The organism is Corynebacterium sp. MSK012 (assembly GCF_030232435.1).
Taxonomy (GTDB): domain Bacteria; phylum Actinomycetota; class Actinomycetes; order Mycobacteriales; family Mycobacteriaceae; genus Corynebacterium; species Corynebacterium jeikeium_D.
This window is the reverse complement of sequence record NZ_JASPJU010000006.1, coordinates 117,749-136,567: the sequence shown is the minus strand read 5'-3', so window position 1 is coordinate 136,567 and position 18,819 is coordinate 117,749. Positions and strand designations below refer to the sequence as shown.

At 59.8% G+C, this 18,819-nt stretch carries 17 protein-coding genes; 13 read left to right on the top strand and 4 right to left on the bottom strand.

Annotated elements, in window-relative coordinates; translation table 11 throughout:
* Positions 1-56 precede the first annotated feature (56 nt).
* The 5 genes from QP977_RS05455 to QP977_RS05435 all read left to right on the top strand — a co-directional run bounded on the left by QP977_RS05455 (position 57) and on the right by QP977_RS05435 (position 5,497).
* Positions 57-1,811: an AMP-binding protein gene (locus tag QP977_RS05455; protein WP_048731620.1), complete on the top strand. Its 1,755-nt coding sequence runs from the start codon at positions 57-59 to the stop codon at positions 1,809-1,811.
* 4 nt (positions 1,812-1,815) lie between these two features.
* On the top strand, positions 1,816-2,568 hold the full coding sequence (locus QP977_RS05450) for a CoA transferase subunit A (RefSeq protein ID WP_049172764.1): 753 nt from the start codon (positions 1,816-1,818) through the stop codon (positions 2,566-2,568).
* The gene (locus tag QP977_RS05445) at positions 2,569-3,237 is read left to right on the top strand and encodes a CoA transferase subunit B (RefSeq protein WP_005509864.1); all 669 of its coding nucleotides are present in this window, start codon (positions 2,569-2,571) and stop codon (positions 3,235-3,237) included.
* Positions 3,238-3,295: 58 nt separating this feature from the next.
* Entirely contained in the window at positions 3,296-4,504 is a 1,209-nt protein-coding gene (locus tag QP977_RS05440; protein ID WP_038627863.1) for an acetyl-CoA C-acetyltransferase, read from the top strand.
* A gap of 129 nt (positions 4,505-4,633) precedes the next feature.
* Complete coding sequence (locus tag QP977_RS05435) at positions 4,634-5,497, top strand: HpcH/HpaI aldolase/citrate lyase family protein (protein WP_070652869.1); 864 nt, start codon at positions 4,634-4,636, stop codon at positions 5,495-5,497.
* Here the strand turns inward: QP977_RS05435 and hypD are convergent, their stop codons facing one another.
* Together hypD and QP977_RS05425 are read right to left on the bottom strand one after the other, a co-directional pair.
* Entirely contained in the window at positions 5,498-6,649 is a 1,152-nt protein-coding gene (gene hypD, locus QP977_RS05430) for a hydrogenase formation protein HypD (protein WP_070652868.1), read from the bottom strand.
* A 17-nt stretch (positions 6,650-6,666) separates the two neighbouring features.
* On the bottom strand, positions 6,667-6,936 hold the full coding sequence (locus QP977_RS05425) for a HypC/HybG/HupF family hydrogenase formation chaperone (protein WP_016422179.1): 270 nt from the start codon (positions 6,934-6,936) through the stop codon (positions 6,667-6,669).
* A gap of 123 nt (positions 6,937-7,059) precedes the next feature.
* On the opposite strand from QP977_RS05425, the gene hypE reads away from it, so the two are divergent.
* Positions 7,060-8,202 (top strand): hydrogenase expression/formation protein HypE, encoded by a 1,143-nt coding sequence (gene hypE / locus QP977_RS05420; RefSeq protein WP_187406708.1) that lies wholly within the window; start codon positions 7,060-7,062, stop codon positions 8,200-8,202.
* On the opposite strand, the gene hypF is transcribed toward hypE, so the two are convergent.
* Positions 8,199-10,589 (bottom strand): carbamoyltransferase HypF, encoded by a 2,391-nt coding sequence (gene hypF, locus QP977_RS05415; protein WP_242458709.1) that lies wholly within the window; start codon positions 10,587-10,589, stop codon positions 8,199-8,201. The genes hypE and hypF overlap by 4 nt on opposite strands.
* On the opposite strand from hypF, the gene QP977_RS05410 reads away from it, so the two are divergent.
* From QP977_RS05410 to QP977_RS05385, 6 genes are all read left to right on the top strand, one after another.
* Entirely contained in the window at positions 10,588-10,983 is a 396-nt protein-coding gene (locus QP977_RS05410) for a hydrogenase maturation nickel metallochaperone HypA (RefSeq protein WP_410397572.1), read from the top strand. The genes hypF and QP977_RS05410 overlap by 2 nt on opposite strands.
* Positions 10,984-10,999: 16 nt before the next feature.
* The gene (hypB, locus tag QP977_RS05405) at positions 11,000-11,818 is read left to right on the top strand and encodes a hydrogenase nickel incorporation protein HypB (protein ID WP_049193294.1); all 819 of its coding nucleotides are present in this window, start codon (positions 11,000-11,002) and stop codon (positions 11,816-11,818) included.
* A 333-nt stretch (positions 11,819-12,151) separates the two neighbouring features.
* Positions 12,152-13,390 (top strand): hydrogenase small subunit, encoded by a 1,239-nt coding sequence (locus tag QP977_RS05400; RefSeq protein WP_016422185.1) that lies wholly within the window; start codon positions 12,152-12,154, stop codon positions 13,388-13,390.
* Between the two features lie 13 nt (positions 13,391-13,403).
* Entirely contained in the window at positions 13,404-15,152 is a 1,749-nt protein-coding gene (locus QP977_RS05395; RefSeq protein WP_049193295.1) for a nickel-dependent hydrogenase large subunit, read from the top strand.
* Positions 15,149-16,417, top strand: coding sequence for a Ni/Fe-hydrogenase, b-type cytochrome subunit (gene cybH, locus QP977_RS05390; RefSeq protein WP_016422187.1), 1,269 nt, complete (start codon positions 15,149-15,151; stop codon positions 16,415-16,417). Before QP977_RS05395 ends, cybH begins: the two co-directional genes overlap by 4 nt.
* Before the next feature lie 61 nt (positions 16,418-16,478).
* The gene (locus QP977_RS05385) at positions 16,479-17,063 is read left to right on the top strand and encodes a hydrogenase maturation protease (protein ID WP_049191165.1); all 585 of its coding nucleotides are present in this window, start codon (positions 16,479-16,481) and stop codon (positions 17,061-17,063) included.
* On the opposite strand, the gene QP977_RS05380 is transcribed toward QP977_RS05385, so the two are convergent.
* The gene (locus QP977_RS05380) at positions 17,060-17,419 is read right to left on the bottom strand and encodes a hydrogenase maturation nickel metallochaperone HypA/HybF (protein WP_172954599.1); all 360 of its coding nucleotides are present in this window, start codon (positions 17,417-17,419) and stop codon (positions 17,060-17,062) included. The genes QP977_RS05385 and QP977_RS05380 overlap by 4 nt on opposite strands.
* Positions 17,420-17,459: 40 nt before the next feature.
* Here QP977_RS05380 and QP977_RS05375 point away from each other — a divergent pair, with 40 nt between their 5' ends.
* Positions 17,460-18,815, top strand: coding sequence for a nickel-dependent hydrogenase large subunit (locus QP977_RS05375; RefSeq protein ID WP_070862615.1), 1,356 nt, complete (start codon positions 17,460-17,462; stop codon positions 18,813-18,815).
* Positions 18,816-18,819 lie beyond the last annotated feature (4 nt).

Below are 18,819 nucleotides of genomic sequence, written 5' to 3'. Positions count from 1 at the left end.
TTTCCTCTCACACACTCCGCACTCTGCGGAGTCACTTAAACCAAGGAGATCTCCCCATGACCGCGACATTGAAGAACCACGCAGAACAGCGCACTGCTGATCCTTCGAAGCTGCCGGAGGGCTTCACCACTGTGCCGGCACCATACGGCAAGGATGTTGTCGATGCCGATGGCAACAAGATGAGCCACGTGTTCGGCGCCGGTGTCGAGCAAGGCGCCGCTCCACTTCGCGATGAGACCCTCGGTGAGAACCTGCGTGCGATTGTGGAGAAATTTCCTTCCCGCGACGCCGTCGTTGACGTCTACGCGGATGTCTCCTTTACCTTTGAGCGTTTCTATAACCGGGTTCTGCGCCTGGCCAGCGCTTTCATCCGGGAGGGCTACCGTCCAGGAGACCGCATCGGCATTTGGTCCACCAACCGCTGGGAGTGGACCGTGGTGCAGTACGCCTGCCACCACATCGGCCTGGTGCTGGTCAACATCAACCCGGCTTACCGCCAGCACGAACTGAACTACGTGCTGGAAAAGGCAGGTGTGCGTATGGTGTTTGCCGCTCGCCGCTACAAGGACTCCGATTACCGAACCATGCTGATTGAGGCCTCCAAGCAGCGCGGTGTGCGCTTGGACAAGGTCATTTACTTCGGTTCGTCCGAATGGTACGAGCACATGCACAGCGAAATCGACGACCTGAGCGAGTACACCTCCCAGCTGAAGCCGGATGATCCAATCAACATCCAGTTCACCTCGGGCACGACAGGCTTTCCCAAGGGCGCTACGCTAACGCACCGCAACCTGCTGAACAATGGATACTTCATCGGTGAGCTGTTGGGCTACACCGAGACCGACCGCATCTGTGTGCCGGTGCCGTTCTTCCACACCTTCGGCATGGTGATTGGCACCTTCGCCGCCTTCACCCACGGTGCCGCTATTGTCATCCCGGCCCCGTCGTTTAAGGCGCGTGAAACACTCAAGGCTGTGCACTCGGCCAAGGCCACCAGCCTCTACGGCGTGCCGACGATGTTCATCAATGAGCTTGAAGAAGCTCATGATCAGGAGGAATACGGATCCCCCTACGACCTGTCGCTCCTGCGCACAGGAGTGATGGCAGGTACCTCGTGCCCGTCGAAGACCATGCGTGATGTGATGGATAAACTCAATATGCGCGAGATTGCCATCTGTTACGGCATGACGGAGACCTCGCCGGTGTCCTTCCAGACCCGCGCAGATTCTCCTCTGGAAAAGCGCGTCAACACCGTCGGCCAGATTATGCCGCACTTGGAAGCCCGCATCATTTGTGAAGAAACGGGTGAGACGCTGCCGCGAGGCGAACAGGGCGAGGTTGTCGTTCGCGGTTACTCCGTTATGAAGGAGTACTGGGAGCACCCGGAAAAGACCGCCGAGGCCATCGACGCCGACGGTTGGATGCACACCGGCGACTTGGGTGTGCTTGACGACGAGGGCTACCTGTCCATCACCGGACGTATTAAGGACATGCTCATCCGTGGCGGTGAGAACATCTACCCGCGCGAAATTGAAGAGTTCCTGTTCACCCACCCGGCTGTCGTCGATGCGCAGGTCATCGGTGTGCCGGATGACAAGTACGGCGAAGAGATTATGGCATGGGTAATTCTGCACGACGATGTGGAAGACTTCACCGCTGACGATGTGGCGGCCTTTGCCCACGGCAAGCTGTCGCGTCACAAGATTCCGCGCTACGTCCACGTCGTCGAGGAGTTCCCGATGACCGCGTCGGGCAAGGTCCGCAAGGTCGAGATGCGTGAGATGGCTCCGCGAATCCTGGGCTGGGTGTAGAAGAATGTCAAAAACAACTGATCAGACCGGCCGTGAGCTTGTCGCAGGCCTTGTCACTGATGGAATGACCCTGGCAGTTGGCGGCTTTGGCCTGTGTGGTGTGCCATATACCCTCATCGAAGGCGTGCGCGACTCCGGGGCAAAAGACCTCACCATCGTGTCCAACAACATGGGCATTGACGGTACTGGGCTCGGCATTCTGTTGGAGAACAAACAGGTGGCAAAGGTAGTGGCCTCCTACGTCGGCGAGAACAAGGAGTTTGCCCGCCAGTACCTCGAAGGAGAAATCGAGGTGGAGTTCACCCCTCAGGGAACTCTGGCTGAGCGGCTTCGCGCAGGGGGCGCAGGTATTCCGGCGTTCTACACCGCAACCGGCGTCGGCACGCTCGTTGCAGAGGGCAAGCCCCACGCCGACTTCGACGGGCAGACCTACGTGCAGGAGCGTGGCATCGTTGCCGACATTGGCCTGGTGCACGCCTACCACGGCGATATCGACGGCAACCTTGTCTATCGCCGGACCGCGCAGAACTTCAACCCACTGTGTGCAGCATCCGGCAGGGTGACCGTTGCGGAGGTGGAGCACTTGCTTGGCCGCGGTGAGATCGACCCGGATCTGGTGATGACTCCGGGTGTGCATATCCAGCACATCGTCCGCGGTGACGGCCGCGAGAAGCTCATTGAAAAGCGCACAACTCGGCAACGCAATACCGATTCCAGCCACGATGCCGGTGACGCGGCAGCAGGGGAGGAGATTTAAATGGCACCTGCGAAGACAATTATGGACAAGGGCTGGAGCCGTGACGAGATGGCACAGCAGGCCGCCGAAGAGCTGCGCGATGGCGACTATGTGAATCTGGGTATCGGCATTCCGACACTGGTGGCAAACCATATTCCCGAAGGTGTGCGTGTTCTGCTGCAGAGTGAAAACGGAATTTTGGGAATGGGCGCCTTCCCATATGAAGGTGAAGAGGACGCCGACCTTATCAATGCGGGTAAGCAGACCGTGACATTGGTGCCGGGCGCGGCAATCTTCGACTCCGCCACCAGCTTCGGCATGATTCGCGGCGGTGCTGTGAAAATGGCCGTGTTGGGCGCAATGGAGGTTAGCCAGTGCGGTGACCTGGCCAACTGGATGATTCCGGGAAAGATGGTAAAGGGCATGGGCGGCGCGATGGACTTAGTCGCTGGTACCCCTCGAGTGGTGGTTTTGACCGATCACGTTTCCAAAGATGGCAAACCAAAATTGGTAAAAGCCTGCGAACTGCCCCTCACAGGTGCAAAAGTAGTGAAAAGGATTATTAGCAACCTGGGAAGCTTCGATGTCGCTGATGATCACCTGGTGCTACGCAGGCTGGCACCTGGAGTGACGCTAGCCGATATCGAGGCCAACACCGAAGCCGCATACGTGGTTGACCTCGAGAATTAAATACGCAGCAATCATGGTCAGTCCACACTCATCAGATTTGACTTAGGAGAATCCATCCATGAGTAACCTTCCAGCTCCCAGCCCGAATGATGTCGTTATCCTCGCCGGTGCCCGCACCCCGCAGGGCAAGCTGCTCGGCCAGCTGGCACCGCTTACTTCCGTCGAACTCGGCGCACATGCTGTCAAGCACGCTGTCCAGCGTTCCGGCGTTGCCCCGGAAGAGGTTCAGCACGTCGTTCTGGGCCAGGTGATTCTCGCAGGCGCTGGCCAGAACCCGGCCCGACAGGTCGCCATTAAGGCAGGTCTGCCATGGAATACGACCGCTGAGATCGTTAACAAAGTCTGCCTCTCGGGCCTAAACGCGGTCATTCACGCTGCTCGCCTGATTCGTCTCGGTGACGCAGACGTCGTTGTTGCAGGTGGTCAGGAGTCCATGACGCACGCTCCGCACGTTGCACGCGGTGTTCGTCAGGGCAAGTCCTTCGGTGCGCTGAAGCTGGAGGACACCTTGGAGCGCGACGGTCTGGTCGACTCCTTCGATGGTGTGTCCATGGGTACGCTTACCGACGGTCCGAACAGCGACCTCGGCATTAGCCGCGAGCAGCAGGACGAAGTTGCGGCCGCTTCTCACCAGCGTGCAGCCAAGGCGCAGGAAGACGGCATTTTCGCGCAGGAAATCGCTCCAATCGAGATTCCGCAGCGCAAGGGTGACCCGGTAGTTGTTGACACCGACCAGGGCATTCGCCCGGAGACCACTGTGGAGACCCTGGCTAAGCTGCGTCCGGTCTTCCTGAAGGAAAACGGCACCATCACTGCCGGTAACTCCTCGCCGATTTCCGACGGTGCCGCAGCAGTTGTGCTGGCATCGCGTGCCTACGCAGAGAAGCACGGCCTAGACTACCTCGCAGTTGTGGGCAAGGCCGGCCAGACCGCAGGTCCGGATAACTCCCTGCACGCTCAGCCGGCGGACTCTTTGAAGGAGGCTCTGCGTCGCGCTGAGTGGGACGCGCAGGAGCTTGACTTCATCGAGATCAACGAGGCATTTGGTGCGGTGGCCGTCAAGTCCCTGCGTGAGCTGGACTACCCGCTGGAAAAGACCAACATCCACGGTGGCGCGATTGCCCTCGGCCACCCGATTGGCTGCTCCGGTGCCCGCCTGACTCTGACCGCTGCAATGGAGCTGAACCGTCGCGGTTCGGGTCGCGCTGGTGTGTCCCTGTGTGGTGGCGGCGGCCAGGGCGACGCGCTGCTGCTGTACCGCGACTAATCGCATAGGTTAAAAACTCAGCAAACCCGCGTGGTGGTTTCCACTCTATGGACCCCACAACGCGGGTTTTGTTGTCTCCTGGGGGAGCCTGCGCGAAGGTGATTCGAGTTTTCAATTAGGTTAGGAGCTATGACAGGCTTTAGCTCCCTCGATGGTGAACAGACCTTCCCTTGGCTTCCCTCTGGCCCGGCGCTACTCTTCGCCCCGGCTGACCGTCCGGAACGTTTCCAGAAAGCTGCTGAACGATCGGACATGGTCATTATTGACCTGGAGGATGGCGCTGCCGTTGACAATCACGAGCAGGCACGTGCGAACATCATCAACAATCCGCTCGACCCGGAGGTGACTATTCTTCGGATTACCGGTCCTGGGACTCCGACCTTCGCGGAGGATGTCGCCTTTGCCCGTACATGTGACTACGACATCGTCATGGTGCCCAAGATTCGAGACTCCATTCCCGCAGAGCTCGAAGGGTTGAAGATCATCGCGATGATTGAAACCCCGCAGGCCATGATTAATATCCAGCAGATTGCCACGCACCCGGACGTTGTGGGTCTGTTCTGGGGTGCCGAAGACCTGACCGCCGAACTCGGTGGGGCGTCCTCGCGTCAGAGTGTGGATGAAAACCCTCGCCGCCACTACCGCGATCCGCAGCGATTGGCTCGTGCACTCGTTCAGGTGCATGCAGCTGCAGCGGGTATTGCCGCCATTGATGCCGTTCATACTGACTTTCGCGATGAGCGCGGCCAGTACCTAGAGGCTCTCGATGCCGTGGGCTGTGGTTTCCTGGCTACGGCCTGCATCCACCCGGCGATGGTGCCGCCGGTGCGCAAGGCATATAAGCCGTCGGAAGCAACGCTCGCCCGCGCCCGGAAGATTATCGATCACGCAGGTACGCACACTGGCGCCTTTCAGCTCGATGGCGAGATGATTGACGCGCCCGTCGTAAAGCAGGCGGTGGCAGCGCTCGCGCGTGCGGGAATGACGGAGTAACTAGCGGCGGGATTTCGCCAGGTTCTCGGTGACCTTCCGATCGATGCGGCCGAAGTTGTAGTACGCCGCACACGCGCCTTCGGGGGAGACCATGCAGGTGCCGATGGGGGTCGCCGGGGTGCAGGCGGTGCCGAAGACCGCGCACTGCCAGGGCTTGATGTGGCCGGTGAGCACAGAGCCGCATTCGCAGGTCACGGGATCTGGGATACGGCGCCCCGGCACCTGGAAACGGCGCTCGGCGTCGAATACCGCGTATTCCTCAGAGATGCCGAGGCCGGAGTTTTCAATCCAGCCGAGGCCACGCCACTCGAAGGTGTCGCGGAGGGAAAAGACGCGGTCCATAAGTTTCTGCGCGGTGGTGTTGCCGGAGGAGCGAACGACGCGCGCGTACTGGTTGTCCACCCGCGACTTACCGGCAGCAACGTCGCCGCTGACGAATTGATCTAGCAGCATGACGACGGCCTGGAGCACATCCAATGGCTCAAAACCGGTGACCGCCACTGGCAGATTGAACTCGCGCGGCAGGAACTCGAAAGCGTCCGTGCCGGTGGTGGTGGCCACGTGGCCTGGGCCGATAAACCCATCAACCTTGGTTTCGCCGCCGTTGACGATGGCGCGCAGCGGCGGCTCGATAAGTACGTGGTTGGAAAACACGGAGAAGTTTTCCACGCCCTGCCGGCGTGCGGCCTCAACGGTCACGGCAGTCGACGGGGCGGTGGTCTCGAACCCGACGGCGAAGAAAACGACCTGCTTATCGGGGTTGTCGGTGGCAATTTTCAGCGCGTCGAGAGGCGAGTAGACAAAGCGTACATCGGCGCCGCGCGCACGTGCCTGCATCAGCGACGTTTCGGACCCCGGCACGCGCATCATGTCGCCGAAGGTCGTGAAAATGACGTCTTCCTGCTGTGCCAGCCAGATGGCATCGTCGACGCGCCCCATGGGGATGACACAGACGGGGCAGCCGGGTCCGTGAATCAGCTCGATGTTCTCCGGTAGGAGGTTTTCCAAGCCGTAGCGGTAAATGGTGTGCGTGTGCCCGCCACAGACTTCCATCAGTGCGATGGGCTTTTCCAGCTTGGTGGCCTCGCGTTCGATGCGTGCGAGCAGCTTCTTCGCAGCGGCGGGATCGCGGAATTCGTCAACGTATTTCATGGTGCCGTCCAGCCCCCTTAGTTGATCTGTGACGATGAGAAGGATTCCAGCTCATCCTCGTAAGCGTCGCCACCTAGCTGTTTGATTTGCTGGAGCGAGAGCCTGGCCTCTTCCTCGTCGATCTTGCTCATGGCGAAACCGACATGTACGAGAACCCAATCACCGGCGGTGAGGCTCTCGTCAATAAGTAAATCGGTGGAAATCATGCGTGCGACGCCACCAATTTCCACTGTTGCACGGGCAGCATCGTGGACTTCCGTGATGACGGCGGGGACACCAAGACACATACGCTTCTCCTCGTTTGCAATACTTATCGAGACTACCATCAGGAGCAGCGAGCCTCGTTTTCGAAGGACGAGTGACGCAAGCAGTTTTGTCCGCCAGCAGCTGTGAAGTTAGGGATAGTGAGCATGCAGCCGAAGAATCGTCTGAACACCAACGAAGCCAAGGTAAACACCAATATTGGTCGCGTTCGGGCACGTCCGTTCAGGCTTCTCGACGACTACGTCACCCTGCAACACGGCTCCGGCGGAAAGGCATCCGCAGCTCTGGTTGAACAGGTCTTTTTCGATGCCTATGGCAATGAAATTTTAGGGCAGGGTGGCGACTCCGGGCTCTTCGCTGCCGATGCCGTCGTCAAGGCTGCGACAGCTTCTGCACATGGCGGGGCGCGTTTGGCAATGTCCACTGACTCCTACGTGGTCAATCCCATCGAGTTCCCGGGCGGCAACATCGGCGATTTGGCCGTCAACGGCACGATCAACGATCTGGCGGTAGCCGGAGCCAGGCCGCTGGCGCTGACCGCATCGTTCATCCTGGAAGAGGGGCTGGAGATCGCGACTCTCCGTCGCATCGTGGCGAGTATGCGCACCGCTGCCGATGCCGCAGGGGTGAGCATCGTCGCCGGCGACACCAAGGTTGTGCCGAAGGGCGCAGGTGACCAGGTCTACATCACCACGGCCGGGGTGGGCGTGGTCCGCGGCGACTACGCCGGTGCCGCTACGAAAGGATCTGTCTACGCAAACATCGAGGCCGGAGACCGCATCCTCGTCTCCGGTCCAATCGCCGATCACGGCATGGCCGTCATGCTCGCCCGCGGCGACTTGGCTCTGGCCGCGCCTATCGAGTCCGATACCCGTGCCGTCAACGGCCTGGTCGAGGCACTACTTGAAGCTGCCCCCGGCACTCGCTGGATGCGCGATGCCACTCGTGGCGGCCTCGGCACGGTCGCCAACGAGCTCGCCCGTGGCACCGGTTTTGGTGTCGTGCTTGACGACGAATCCATTGCGGTTCGTGAAATGACCCGTGGCGCCTGTGACATGCTCGGCATCGATCCGCTCTACGTCGCCAATGAAGGCACCTTCGTCGCCGTTGTCCCGGCTGAGCAATCCGAGGCAGCGCTCAGTGCGCTCCACGCAGCCGGGGCTTCCGAGGCTCGTGATATCGGCTCCATCGAGGACGAGCCCGCCGCTTCCGTGGTGCTGGTCACCGGATTCGGTGGCACCCGCATGGTGGACATGTTGGTCGGCGACCCGCTGCCGCGCATCTGCTAGACATCCATGCCGGTTGCCGCCAGCAGGCGACCGGCCACCGCCTGGCCAAGACTCAAGCCGCCATCGCCCGGCGGCACGATTTGATGCTGCAACAGAGTAAAGCCCTCAGCTGTAACTTCGCGCTGCAGCAACTCCATCAACAGCGCATTGTTCGCGCAACCCCCGCTGACACCGACAACATCGGTTCCAGCTTCCTCCGCCGCCTGCACCAATCGCTTGCCGACGACGCCCGCAACCCCACTGTGAAACAAGAATGCGGCCTGCTCAGCGTCAGGCGATGCTGCCGCCTCTCGAATGACGTCCTGGAGGGGCACCGGCTTCGTCTCTGAACTGATCGCTCCGAGCGCTTCCGCATGTGACCTCACGTAGCGAGTCGCCACTGCCTCCAACTCCATGGCCGCTTGCGCCTCGTAGCTGATGGCCGCGCCACCGCGCCAGCGAGGCAGCAGCAGAGCTGCGGCGGCATCGAATATGCGGCCTAGAGACGAAGTTTGCACGGTGCCAATTCCCGTCGCCAGCTGGCTTTTGACCAGGGCTACTTCGTGTTCGTTGGAGAGGTTGCGTAGGAGACGGTCGTCGTCAAGCTCCCACTCGTGCGCGAGACCGAGGGCTAGCCGCCACGGATGCGTGACGGCACGATCGCCGCCTACCAATGGGAAAGAGGGGCAGTGCCAGGTGCGTTCCCAGCCTGCGGAATCTCGACTGAGCGTGAGGATCTCGCCGCCCCAGATGGAACCATCAGTGCCATAGCCGGTGCCGTCGAGGGTAGCGACGACTGCGTGACCGGCACTGGGGGAAAGGAGGCGGTGTTCGGCGAGTAGGGAGAGCGCGTGGGCGAAGTGGTGTTGAACCGAGAGCAGCTCGATGTCGTGCTCGGCAGCGAAGCATTCGGCGAAGGCGGTAGTGGCGTAGCCCGGGTGAAGGTCGCAGACGACAAAATCCGGGGTCGCGTCACGCATGGAAAGGAGCTGATCAACTGCTCTCTGGTAGGCCTTCTGACTGGCCCACGAACCCATGTCACCAATGTGTGCGGAGACGTGAACGAGGTCCCCATGCGCGATCGCGAAAGTGTTCTTCAGCTCCCCGCCAGTCGCGAAAATGGTGGGTTGCGACGTACTACGGGCGCTGGTGCCGGTGCTAGTGCCCGTGTGGCTACGAGAATCGGTGGCCGTGATTGAAACGGGGATGGGAGCGAAGCCACGGGACCGGCGCGATGGGGCGGTGCCGATGAAAACCGAATCTTCAACGGGGACGTGGATTTCGCGGTCGTGGAGGATGAAAGCGTCGGCGATGTGACCGAGCTTCTTCAGCGCGTCGGCATTGTCGGTGCACACGGGCTCGCCACTGAGGTTGCCGCTGGTGACCACGAGCGGGCGATCGCAAAGCAACAGGTGAATGCCTGAGTATGGAAGCATAATGCCGAAGCTGTCGAGGCCAGGGGCGATGAGATCGGAAAGCGGCCCCGACCGCTGCTTCGGTGCAATCACAATCGGTGCCTCAGAGGAGTCGAGGAAACGCTTCTCCTGCTCAGTTAACTCAACCAGTTGGGCAGCGGTGTCAACAGTGGGAGCCATTACCGCCAGCGGTTTGTCGGGTCGACGCTTGCGCATCCGTAGTTTCTCGCAGGCAGCGTCGTTGGCGGCATCGCAGACCAGGTGAAAACCACCAATACCTTTGACGGCGAGCAGGGCGCCGTCGTCAAGCAGCGCGTGTGCGCGACGAAAGAGTGCGAGAACCTCCTCGCGGGAGGTAGCGGTGATGGTGCCGCCTGCATCGTGCCAGCTCAGATGCGGTCCGCAGTCGAAACAGCTGATTGGCTGGGCGTGATAGCGGCGATCGGTCGGGTCGGTGTATTCGCGCTCACACGGGGTGCACATCGGAAAGGCCGCCATAGTGGTGCGCGGGCGGTCGTAGGGCAGTTCAGTGATGATGGACAGACGCGGCCCGCAGTTGGTGCAAGAAATGAAAGGGTAGAGGTAGCGCGGGTTGGTAGGGTCGAAAAACTCACGGCGGCAGTCCGGGCACAGTGCGGTGTCGGGCGGAAGCAGCGCGCGGCCGGGGTAGCTGTGGCGAGAGGACACGATGGTGAACTCGCGCTCATGGCCCAGCGCAGCGATGTGCTCGGCGGAGTGATTGATGATGCGGGCAAGCGCCGGCAGTTCGGTGAAAAGCTGGCTGCGGAAGGCAGCGAGGGCGTCCGACGCGCCTTCTACCTCGATGAATACGCCTTGCTCATCATTGCCGCAGAAGCCGACGAGACCCGCGCGCCGGGCGATGGTGGCCACAAAAGGGCGGAATCCGACCCCCTGGACGATTCCTTCGATACGCCAGCGAATGCGTTGAATGCCCGTGCCCATCCCCGCCCCGGTCGTGCCTGCCTTTTCCATGCGTTCAACTTTACGTAAGCGACTCGGGTCCGTTCGCACTGCTACTTTGGAGATTGTGCACGAAGTAGCGTTGAGCATGCAGTTGGCGAAGGTTGTCACGAGAGCAGCCGAAGGTCGAACTGTACGCACTGTGCACCTGCGGATAGGCGCTCTGCGTCAGGTTGTTCCAGAAACCCTTTCATACGCGTGGGATTTCGTCAGTCGCGATACCGGTTTGGGGCACGCGGAGTTGGAGATCGACTGGGTGCCTGCCGTTGTCGAATGCGCGCACGGCCATCGCGAACAGGTCGGGCCACTCGACGGTCTGCTGTGCCCCACGTGCGGAGAGCCCGGACGCGTAATCTCGGGGGAAGAGTTCACAATCGTCGACATCGACGTCGACACGCACAAGTAGGAAAGACGGTTTTATCATGGGACGTTTCCACCGGCATGACGGCGATGACGCACACCACCATCACCACCATCATCATGACCACGACCATGACCACCATCACGGCCATGACCACGTTCATCTCGCCGATCCCGATGACACTAGCCACGGCGACCATTCGGGTTATGAAACCGGCGTGGAACGCGTGACCATCCTCGAGGACATCTTCAGCGAAAACGACCATCGCGCGGAGCATAATCGCGAGCTGCTTGCTGAGCATGGCGTGGAAGCCATCAACCTGATGAGCTCCCCGGGTTCAGGCAAGACTGCGCTGTTGGAGAAGACACTGGCGGCTGCGCAGGGAAAGCTGCGCGTCGGCATTATCGAGGGTGATATTGAGACGGCTCTCGATGCCGACCGCCTGGAGGGTTATGGGGCACAGATTTCGCTGCTGAACACGGGCAACGGATTCGGTGGTGAATGCCACTTGGACGCCCCGATGGTCTCCCGCGCGCTCGAGGGGCTGGATCTGTCCACGCTTGACCTGGTCATGATTGAAAATGTGGGAAACCTTGTCTGTCCGGCTGAGTTTGAGGTCGGTGAGACTCGCAAGGCAATGGTCTACTCCATCACCGAGGGGGAGGATAAGCCGGTCAAGTACCCGGTGATGTTCCGCTCTGTACAGGTGGTGGTTATCAACAAGATGGACCTTGCCCCGTACCTTGACTTCGACATGGAGCTCTTCCGCGCCAACCTGGAAAAGGTCAATCCAGGCGTGAAGGTGATTGAGGTCTCCGCTAAGACCGGGGAGGGCATCGACGAATGGCTCCGTTGGGTCAACCCTGCGCTGGTTGATTAAGCGCGCGCCGGGGGCCGTCGTGAAGCAATGGGGGCGTCACAGCATGCTTGACGACGGCCCCGTTACCCCCCCCTCGCTTCGCTCCACCTTAGTGGGGGATAGGTGATATCCCGCTGTAATCTGCGGCGGTTTTTCACGTTCACTACCTGTACCTGGAGCTATATTTACGCAACATTTATCTTGCATATTATTTTGTTATAACCGCAGCGCAGCACCATTATTCAGGTTGTTCTTAGGTCGCTATACTTGGCCATGTATAGGCAATGGGCCTTGGTAGTTGTAAAACCTCGAAACCAATATTCCTAATAACTAAGCAGAAGGCGCAGCGAAAAAATGATTAGTGGCGCGAATTGGCAGGAAGGGACCCTCGGCGAAAACCTCGCTAGAGCTGGTGTCTCACGGCGCAGTTTCATGAAGTTTTGTGGCACTATGGCGGCAATTTTTGCCGCCGGAACTCCGAATGTCGGTGAGGCTGCGGCGCAGTCACTGACTCCCTCGGCGGAGGAAATCGCAGATAAGCTCTCGGCTGTAAAGAAGCCGAAGGTGGCTTGGCTGCAGTTGCAGGAATGTACCGGATGTATGGAATCCGTATTGCGTTCCGGAGGCACCACTGCTGAAGATGTGGTGCTGAACCTGGTTTCGATGGACTACAACGAGCTGCTCATGGCACCGTCCGGGCATGCGGCTGAAAAGGCTTTGGACGACATGAATGCCGAGGATCACATTCTGGTGGTCAATGGCTCGATTCCGACCGGCGAGAACGGTGCGTACTGCACCATTGGCGGTAAGTCGGCAGAACAGGTGCTGCTCGAGGCTGCTGAGAAGGCCACGGCAATCCTGGCCGTTGGTGCCTGCGCAGTCTGGGGTTCTGTCCAGGCTGCTAAGCCGAATCCGACCGGTGCCAAGGGTGTCGATGAGATTATCAAGGACAAGCCGGTGATTAACGTCTCTGGTTGTCCGCCGATTGGTGAGGTGATTACGGCCACCCTGACGTACGTACTCACTTATGGCAAGACACCGGAGGTCGACGCTGAGGGGCGGCCAAAGTTTGCCTATGACCAGCGTATTCACGACTCCTGCCCGCGTCGCGCGCATTACGATGCCGGTCAGTTCGTGAAAACCTTCGACGACGAAGGCGCACGAAACGGCTGGTGCCTTTACGAGGTCGGCTGTAAGGGGCCATCCACGTTTAGCCCATGCCCAATCGTGCAGTGGAACCTTAAGTCCGGTTGGCCAATTGGTGCTGGTCACCCATGTATTGGCTGTACTGAGAAGGACTTCTTCGACCAGTTCACTCCGTTCTACGACAAGCTGCCGGGAATCCCGGGTATTGGAGTGGAGTCCAGCGTGAACACGGTCGGCGTTGGACTGCTGGCTGCCACTGCCGCAGGTGCCGCGGTCCATGGCGGACTCACACTGGTGAAGGAACTGAAGATAAGGCGCTCCAACGGCGAAGAAAAGGTGTTGGCTGCGTTTGGTGGTGTGGAAGGCCGGAAGCCACCGATGGTCGACCTTCCTTCAAACGCACCAGGCACGCAGAGCGAGACAGCATCCGATTCGAAGGACAACTAAGGGGGCATAGGACATGGCTACGGAAAAAGTTGTAATCGACCCGATTACCCGAATCGAGGGACACCTTCGCATTGAGCTGGAACGCGAGGGAGACCAGATCAAAACCGCGTGGAGTGAGACTACTCAGTTCCGCGGTATCGAAACCATTGTGAAAAACCGCGATCCTCGCGATGTCTGGGCATTCGTTGGTCGTATCTGTGGTGTGTGCACGGGTACTCACTCGGTGGCGTCCATTGCCGCTGTCGAAGATGCCATTGGCTCGACACCGCCCCCGCAGGCACGTCGTATTCGCGACCTGGTGATTGGCTCGCAGGAGATTCACGACCACGTCGTGCACTTCTACCATCTTCACGGTCTGGACTGGATTGATGTCACGAAGGCTCTCGAGGCAGATCCGAAGAAGACCGTTGAGTTCGCGCAGTCGATCGGCTCGACGTGGAAGGGCAACAACGAAGAAACCTTCGCCCGGGTCAAGGAGACCGTGCAGGGCATTGTGGACTCCGGCCAGCTGTCCATCTTCACCGGCGGCTACTGGGGACATGAGGACTACCGCTTGCCGCCTGAGGCCAACCTGATGGCAGTGTCGCACTACCTCGACGCCTTGGCTTTCCAGCGCTCTATCATCCGCATTAACACCGTCTTCGGCGGTAAGAATCCACACCCGAACTTCCTGGTCGGAGGCATGGCGTGCTCCATCGACCCGGAACGCTCTGAGACGGTCAACCAAGTCGGCATTGATCAGATCAAGTCCTGGATCGACGAGATTGTGGAGTTCGTCAATGACTGCTTCTACCCAGATGCAGTCGCCATCATGAGCGTTTACAAGGACTACTTCGACATCGGTCGCTCCTCCGACAGCTTCCTGGCGGTAGGCATGGCCGGCGCCACTTACTCCGGCGACCCGGCTAAGTCCCGTGTCCAGACCGTGCATCCAGACATCAAGCCCGGTGTCATTCTCGACGGTGACTACACCAAGCTCCACCCATTCCAGCCGGAAAAGATCGAGGAATTCATCAACTCCGCCTGGTATACGCAGGAAGCCGGCGATGATGTCGGCCTCAAGCCGTATGACGGCGAAACAACTGTGAACTACACCGGCCCGAAGCCGCCGTACGAGTGGTTGTCGGACAATGAAAAGTACACCTGGTCGAAGGCGCCGCGTTACGACGGTCGCGCTGTTCAAGTTGGCCCGGTTGCTCGTGTGCTGTTGGCATACCTGCAGAAGGAGCCGGAGACAATGCGCCTGGTCGACGAGGTCATGGATAAGCTCGACCTGCGCATTGAGCAGATGAACTCCACTGCGGGACGCACCTACGCACGTGCTGTGGAGTCTGTGACCACCGCCAATTACTTGGCAGATCACATTTTCCCGGAGTTCGTTGAGGCCCTGAAGAACGGCGACATCGATGTCTTCGACAACAGCCGTTGGGAGCCGACCACGTGGCCGGAAAAGTGCCAGGGCGTGGGCTTCCTCGAGGTCGCTCGTGGCATGCTCAGCCACTGGGTCAAAATTGAAAATGGCAAGGTGACCAACTACCAAGCCGTGGTTCCCACCACGTGGCTGGCCGGTGGCCGTGACTCGAAGGGGCAGCTTGGCCCATACGAGCACGCGCTGGCTGGCGATGGCACACATCCGCTGGTTGATCCCGAGCAGCCGCTTGAACCACTTCGCACGATTCATTCCTTCGATCCATGTATGGCCTGCGCAGTCCACATTTTGGATCCGGCTGGTCAGGAAATGTTTAAGGTGACGACGGCATGACACCCCCAGTGAGTGAAAATCCGGAACTGCGACTAAAAGATTCCAAGGGCAACCCCCTGGTTATTGCGGTTATTGACGCACACACCAGCCACTGGTTGTCGCCATCCGAGGTCATTCAGGCCGCAGCAATTGTCCCGGACGACTCCCGCGATCCTGTCGACCTTGCGCTAAAGGTCAGCTTGCGTCGTCGTCGTGACGATCTTTTCCACCTCGACGGCACGCCACTGATGAAACTGACCCCGGATTCCTACGACCCGGCGACGCCTGACCGCCGTTACTCCATTGCCAAGGTGCACGGCCTCAACATTGCGGATCAAACGGTCGATGTCGCCATCATGCGCGGTGAATTGAATGCGGTCGTTGAGGCATCCACGATGTCCCGTGAGGAAGGCGTTCTACTTCGTCGTAACGCGAACATGCATCATGGTCGCGGGCACCGCAGCATGGGCGTCGCGCTTGCGCCCATTGACAAAGACGGAAATATCATCGGAGAGTTCATCTTCGAAGGATTCGTGGCAATGGGGCTGCGGAAACTCGACGAGGCCATTGCGGAGAACAAGAAGGGCTCCGGTTCGTGGGTCGAGGTTCACCTGTGGGGATGGGCGCTGCGCGTTCAACATTGGTTGAACCTGGCGCTGATGTTGGTGATGACCTTTACTGGCTGGTACATCATGCAGCCCTATTTGACTGAGCGCACCTATGACGGCTCGGCCGCGGGATTCGCGATGGGATATGTCCGTTTCGCGCACTTCTTAGCCGGATTCCTATGGATCGCGGTGGGGCTATGGCGTGTCATTCTGCTGTTTGTTACCCACGACCGACAAACACGATGGCGTGCGCTATGGCCGATTTATAACAAGCAGGATGTTAAAGACCTCTGGCACACGATGCAGTACTACCTCTTCCTGCGCAAGGAAGGGCCGTTCTACTTCGCACACAATCCGCTGCAGCAGCTGGCGTACACCGGCATTTACGCGATGTGTTTCATCCAGATGCTCACAGGTTTGTCGCTATACGCGATGATGGACCAGTCCAACTGGTTCTTCCAGCTGTTGGCTATGCCCACGCACTGGATTGGCATCGGCTACTTCCGCCTGATTCACACAATCATCATGTACCTGATTTGGCTCTTCGCCATCATTCACGTCTACCTGGTTATCCGCTCTGATGCGGTACACAACCACGGTGGTCTGTCCTCGATGATTGGTGGCTCTGTCTGGCTACCGCGCGGCACGCAACCGGTTGACTCTCCACGCATTGGATAGGAGATCATTGGGTAACGATAAGGTGTCCGACGCAGTCACCGGTGCTGATGCTGGCACTCCGTTGGTGACGGTTCTTGGCATCGGCAACCCCGTCATGGGCGACGACGGCATTGGTCTCGAGCTGCTGAGGCGCCTTGCCCCAGAACTGGAATCTGCAGGCATGGGGCAGACAACGCAGGCCGGGGATTCTGCGCATCTGGTCTGGTCGCCCTCCAACCTCGATGATCCTGCGAACCTCGCCGGGCGAGGGGACGAATGGACGGGTGCGGTTGCCTACATCGATGGTGGCACCTGCGGTATGGAGTTGCTGCCCATCGTGCAGGAGGCCAAGAACCTATTGTTGCTCGACGCTCTCGCTGGTCCGGGGGATCCCGGTACCGTCGTCAAGCTCGTCGGTGACCAGATCCCTAGACTATTGGCGGCAAAGCTGTCCGCGCATCAGGTCGGCTTGCTGGATTTGCTCACCGCGGCGCGACTGCTGGGGCAGGAGCCTGAGCGCGTCGGTGTGGTGGGAGTGGTCTACGAGTCTGCCGACATGGTGGTGGGGCTCAGCAACACGGCACTTGGCGGCATTGAGGAGGCGACTGAGGTTGCGCGCGAGCTCATCGACAGCTGGCTTGCCGACGAGCGCGACAGTGACGTCTAACCCTCGCCCTCAGCGCTGACCTCAATACTGGAGATTTCAAACTCGCGGCCGTGCCGCAAATCCGCAGTTGGGGTGCCGCAGACAGGGCAGGTTAGAGCATAGAATTCATCAATTTCATGCTCAGCCTCGCAGGTGGGGCAGTAGACCGTCGAGACAATGAGCTCGGCATCTAACTCGGCGCCCTCACACTGCGTCGCGGCACTGGCCACAGGCCATGCGGCGATGAGGGAATCGTAGACGACCCCGGAGCGGTCGCCCACACGCATTGACACCTTTGTCACGGTACGTCCCGGGCAGACCTCGGCAATCTTTTCCACCACGCTGGTCAACAATCCAAGCTCATGCACAGATACCATTATGGCGAAGCACTCAGCGCGAAGGAGGCGCAGGCGGACCATGTCATCCAAATCCGTTCCGGTTACCCAGCACATCCAGCTCGATGAGCTTGTTGACCCATTCGAGGCACGACTGGATGTCTATCGCGATGACAACGGCGCCATCACACAGGTGTCCTTCGACCTTTCAGGGCTGCCGCGTATCGACGGGATGCTCGTGGGCAAGCAGGCATTAGATGTGCCAGATATCACCAAGCGGCTGTGTGGCCTGTGCCCGGTTGTGCATCATCTTGCAGGTGTACGGGCGGTGGAGGACCTCTACGGGATTTCCGATATTCCCCGCACCGCACAGTTGATTCGAGAGCTGCTGGCGGCCGGGTCGACCTTGGATAATCTAGCGACCAAGTTTGTGGCCGCCGACCGCGAGGGGGCGCGGGCAATGAAGCGTGCGGGAAAAGCTCTGATGCGTGCAGCGGGGGCACCGTCGCACTTCCCGGATGTCGCCGTCCCCGGCGGTGTGCGCGCGGCAGTGGATAAGACGCTTGTTTCTGAGGCCGAAAGTGCTCTGGAGGCGCTGGCTGAGACGGCGGTAATCAAGGAAGTGGAGCTTCTTGCCGCCCCCGATGCTTCTGGTGCTTGGACGGATACTTTTGACGGTCTCGACGTCGCAGTCGTCGACGCTGACGGTGAACTTGCTCCGCTGGGAAATTACCTGGCAGTCGCGCGGCACGACACCGATACCGCAGCGCAGATTTTCCCGGCTGCTGATTGGCCTACACGTGTTCGGGAATCCCGTCCGGGCGATGCCGCTCCCAGGCCGGTGTTTGATGCCTCGAAGGAGCTGGGCAAGGATGGTTGTGAAGGTCAGCGGGCAGATTTTTACCGGGTGGGGCCGGTCTCCAGGCAGGTTGTCGTCGATAAGCGTGGAATCAGCCCACGCGACGCCCAACGCCAGCTTCTCGCCGACACCGTGGCCTGGGCGAAGCGGGTGCTTGCCGACGGGGAGCTGCTCGGCGACCATGTGTGCAATCCGAATGCTGCGACGGCGATTGAGAATGCTGACTTTGAAGAACCTCGCAGCGGTGTCGGGATGATTGACGGGCCACGTGGGCTGTTAGTGCATCGTTATACGGCAGGAGCTGACGGCATCATTACGGATTGTCAGATTATGACACCGACTGCGCAGAATGAACCCTGGCTGACGCGTATGCTTACCGAGCAGCTGTGCGGTGGCGGGGAGACTGCGGGGGTCGAGAAGTCGATTTGGGCCGCTGATCCGTGCCTACCGTGTAGTTCGGCACCTGCGGGAGTGATGACATTCACGATGCAGGAACATGCCGGTGCACCTGCGGACAATATAACAACGGATAGCCCTGGTTCGGCGGACGCCCCGACTGTAGTGGAGAGGACGAAGTAACACG

Excerpts from the sequence above, each read along its gene's own strand:
- QP977_RS05455 (WP_048731620.1), top strand. The coding sequence starts at position 57 with ATGACCGCGACATTGAAGAACCACGCAGAACAGCGCACTGCTGATCCT.
- QP977_RS05450 (WP_049172764.1), top strand. The coding sequence starts at position 1,816 with ATGTCAAAAACAACTGATCAGACCGGCCGTGAGCTTGTCGCAGGCCTT.
- QP977_RS05445 (WP_005509864.1), top strand. The coding sequence starts at position 2,569 with ATGGCACCTGCGAAGACAATTATGGACAAGGGCTGGAGCCGTGACGAG.
- QP977_RS05440 (WP_038627863.1), top strand. The coding sequence starts at position 3,296 with ATGAGTAACCTTCCAGCTCCCAGCCCGAATGATGTCGTTATCCTCGCC.
- QP977_RS05435 (WP_070652869.1), top strand. The coding sequence starts at position 4,634 with ATGACAGGCTTTAGCTCCCTCGATGGTGAACAGACCTTCCCTTGGCTT.
- hypD (WP_070652868.1), bottom strand. The coding sequence starts at position 6,649 with ATGAAATACGTTGACGAATTCCGCGATCCCGCCGCTGCGAAGAAGCTG.
- QP977_RS05425 (WP_016422179.1), bottom strand. The coding sequence starts at position 6,936 with ATGTGTCTTGGTGTCCCCGCCGTCATCACGGAAGTCCACGATGCTGCC.
- hypE (WP_187406708.1), top strand. The coding sequence starts at position 7,060 with ATGCAGCCGAAGAATCGTCTGAACACCAACGAAGCCAAGGTAAACACC.
- QP977_RS05410 (WP_410397572.1), top strand. The coding sequence starts at position 10,588 with ATGCGTTCAACTTTACGTAAGCGACTCGGGTCCGTTCGCACTGCTACT.
- hypF (WP_242458709.1), bottom strand. The coding sequence starts at position 10,589 with ATGGAAAAGGCAGGCACGACCGGGGCGGGGATGGGCACGGGCATTCAA.
- hypB (WP_049193294.1), top strand. The coding sequence starts at position 11,000 with ATGGGACGTTTCCACCGGCATGACGGCGATGACGCACACCACCATCAC.
- QP977_RS05400 (WP_016422185.1), top strand. The coding sequence starts at position 12,152 with ATGATTAGTGGCGCGAATTGGCAGGAAGGGACCCTCGGCGAAAACCTC.
- QP977_RS05395 (WP_049193295.1), top strand. The coding sequence starts at position 13,404 with ATGGCTACGGAAAAAGTTGTAATCGACCCGATTACCCGAATCGAGGGA.
- cybH (WP_016422187.1), top strand. The coding sequence starts at position 15,149 with ATGACACCCCCAGTGAGTGAAAATCCGGAACTGCGACTAAAAGATTCC.
- QP977_RS05380 (WP_172954599.1), bottom strand. The coding sequence starts at position 17,419 with ATGGTATCTGTGCATGAGCTTGGATTGTTGACCAGCGTGGTGGAAAAG.
- QP977_RS05375 (WP_070862615.1), top strand. The coding sequence starts at position 17,460 with ATGTCATCCAAATCCGTTCCGGTTACCCAGCACATCCAGCTCGATGAG.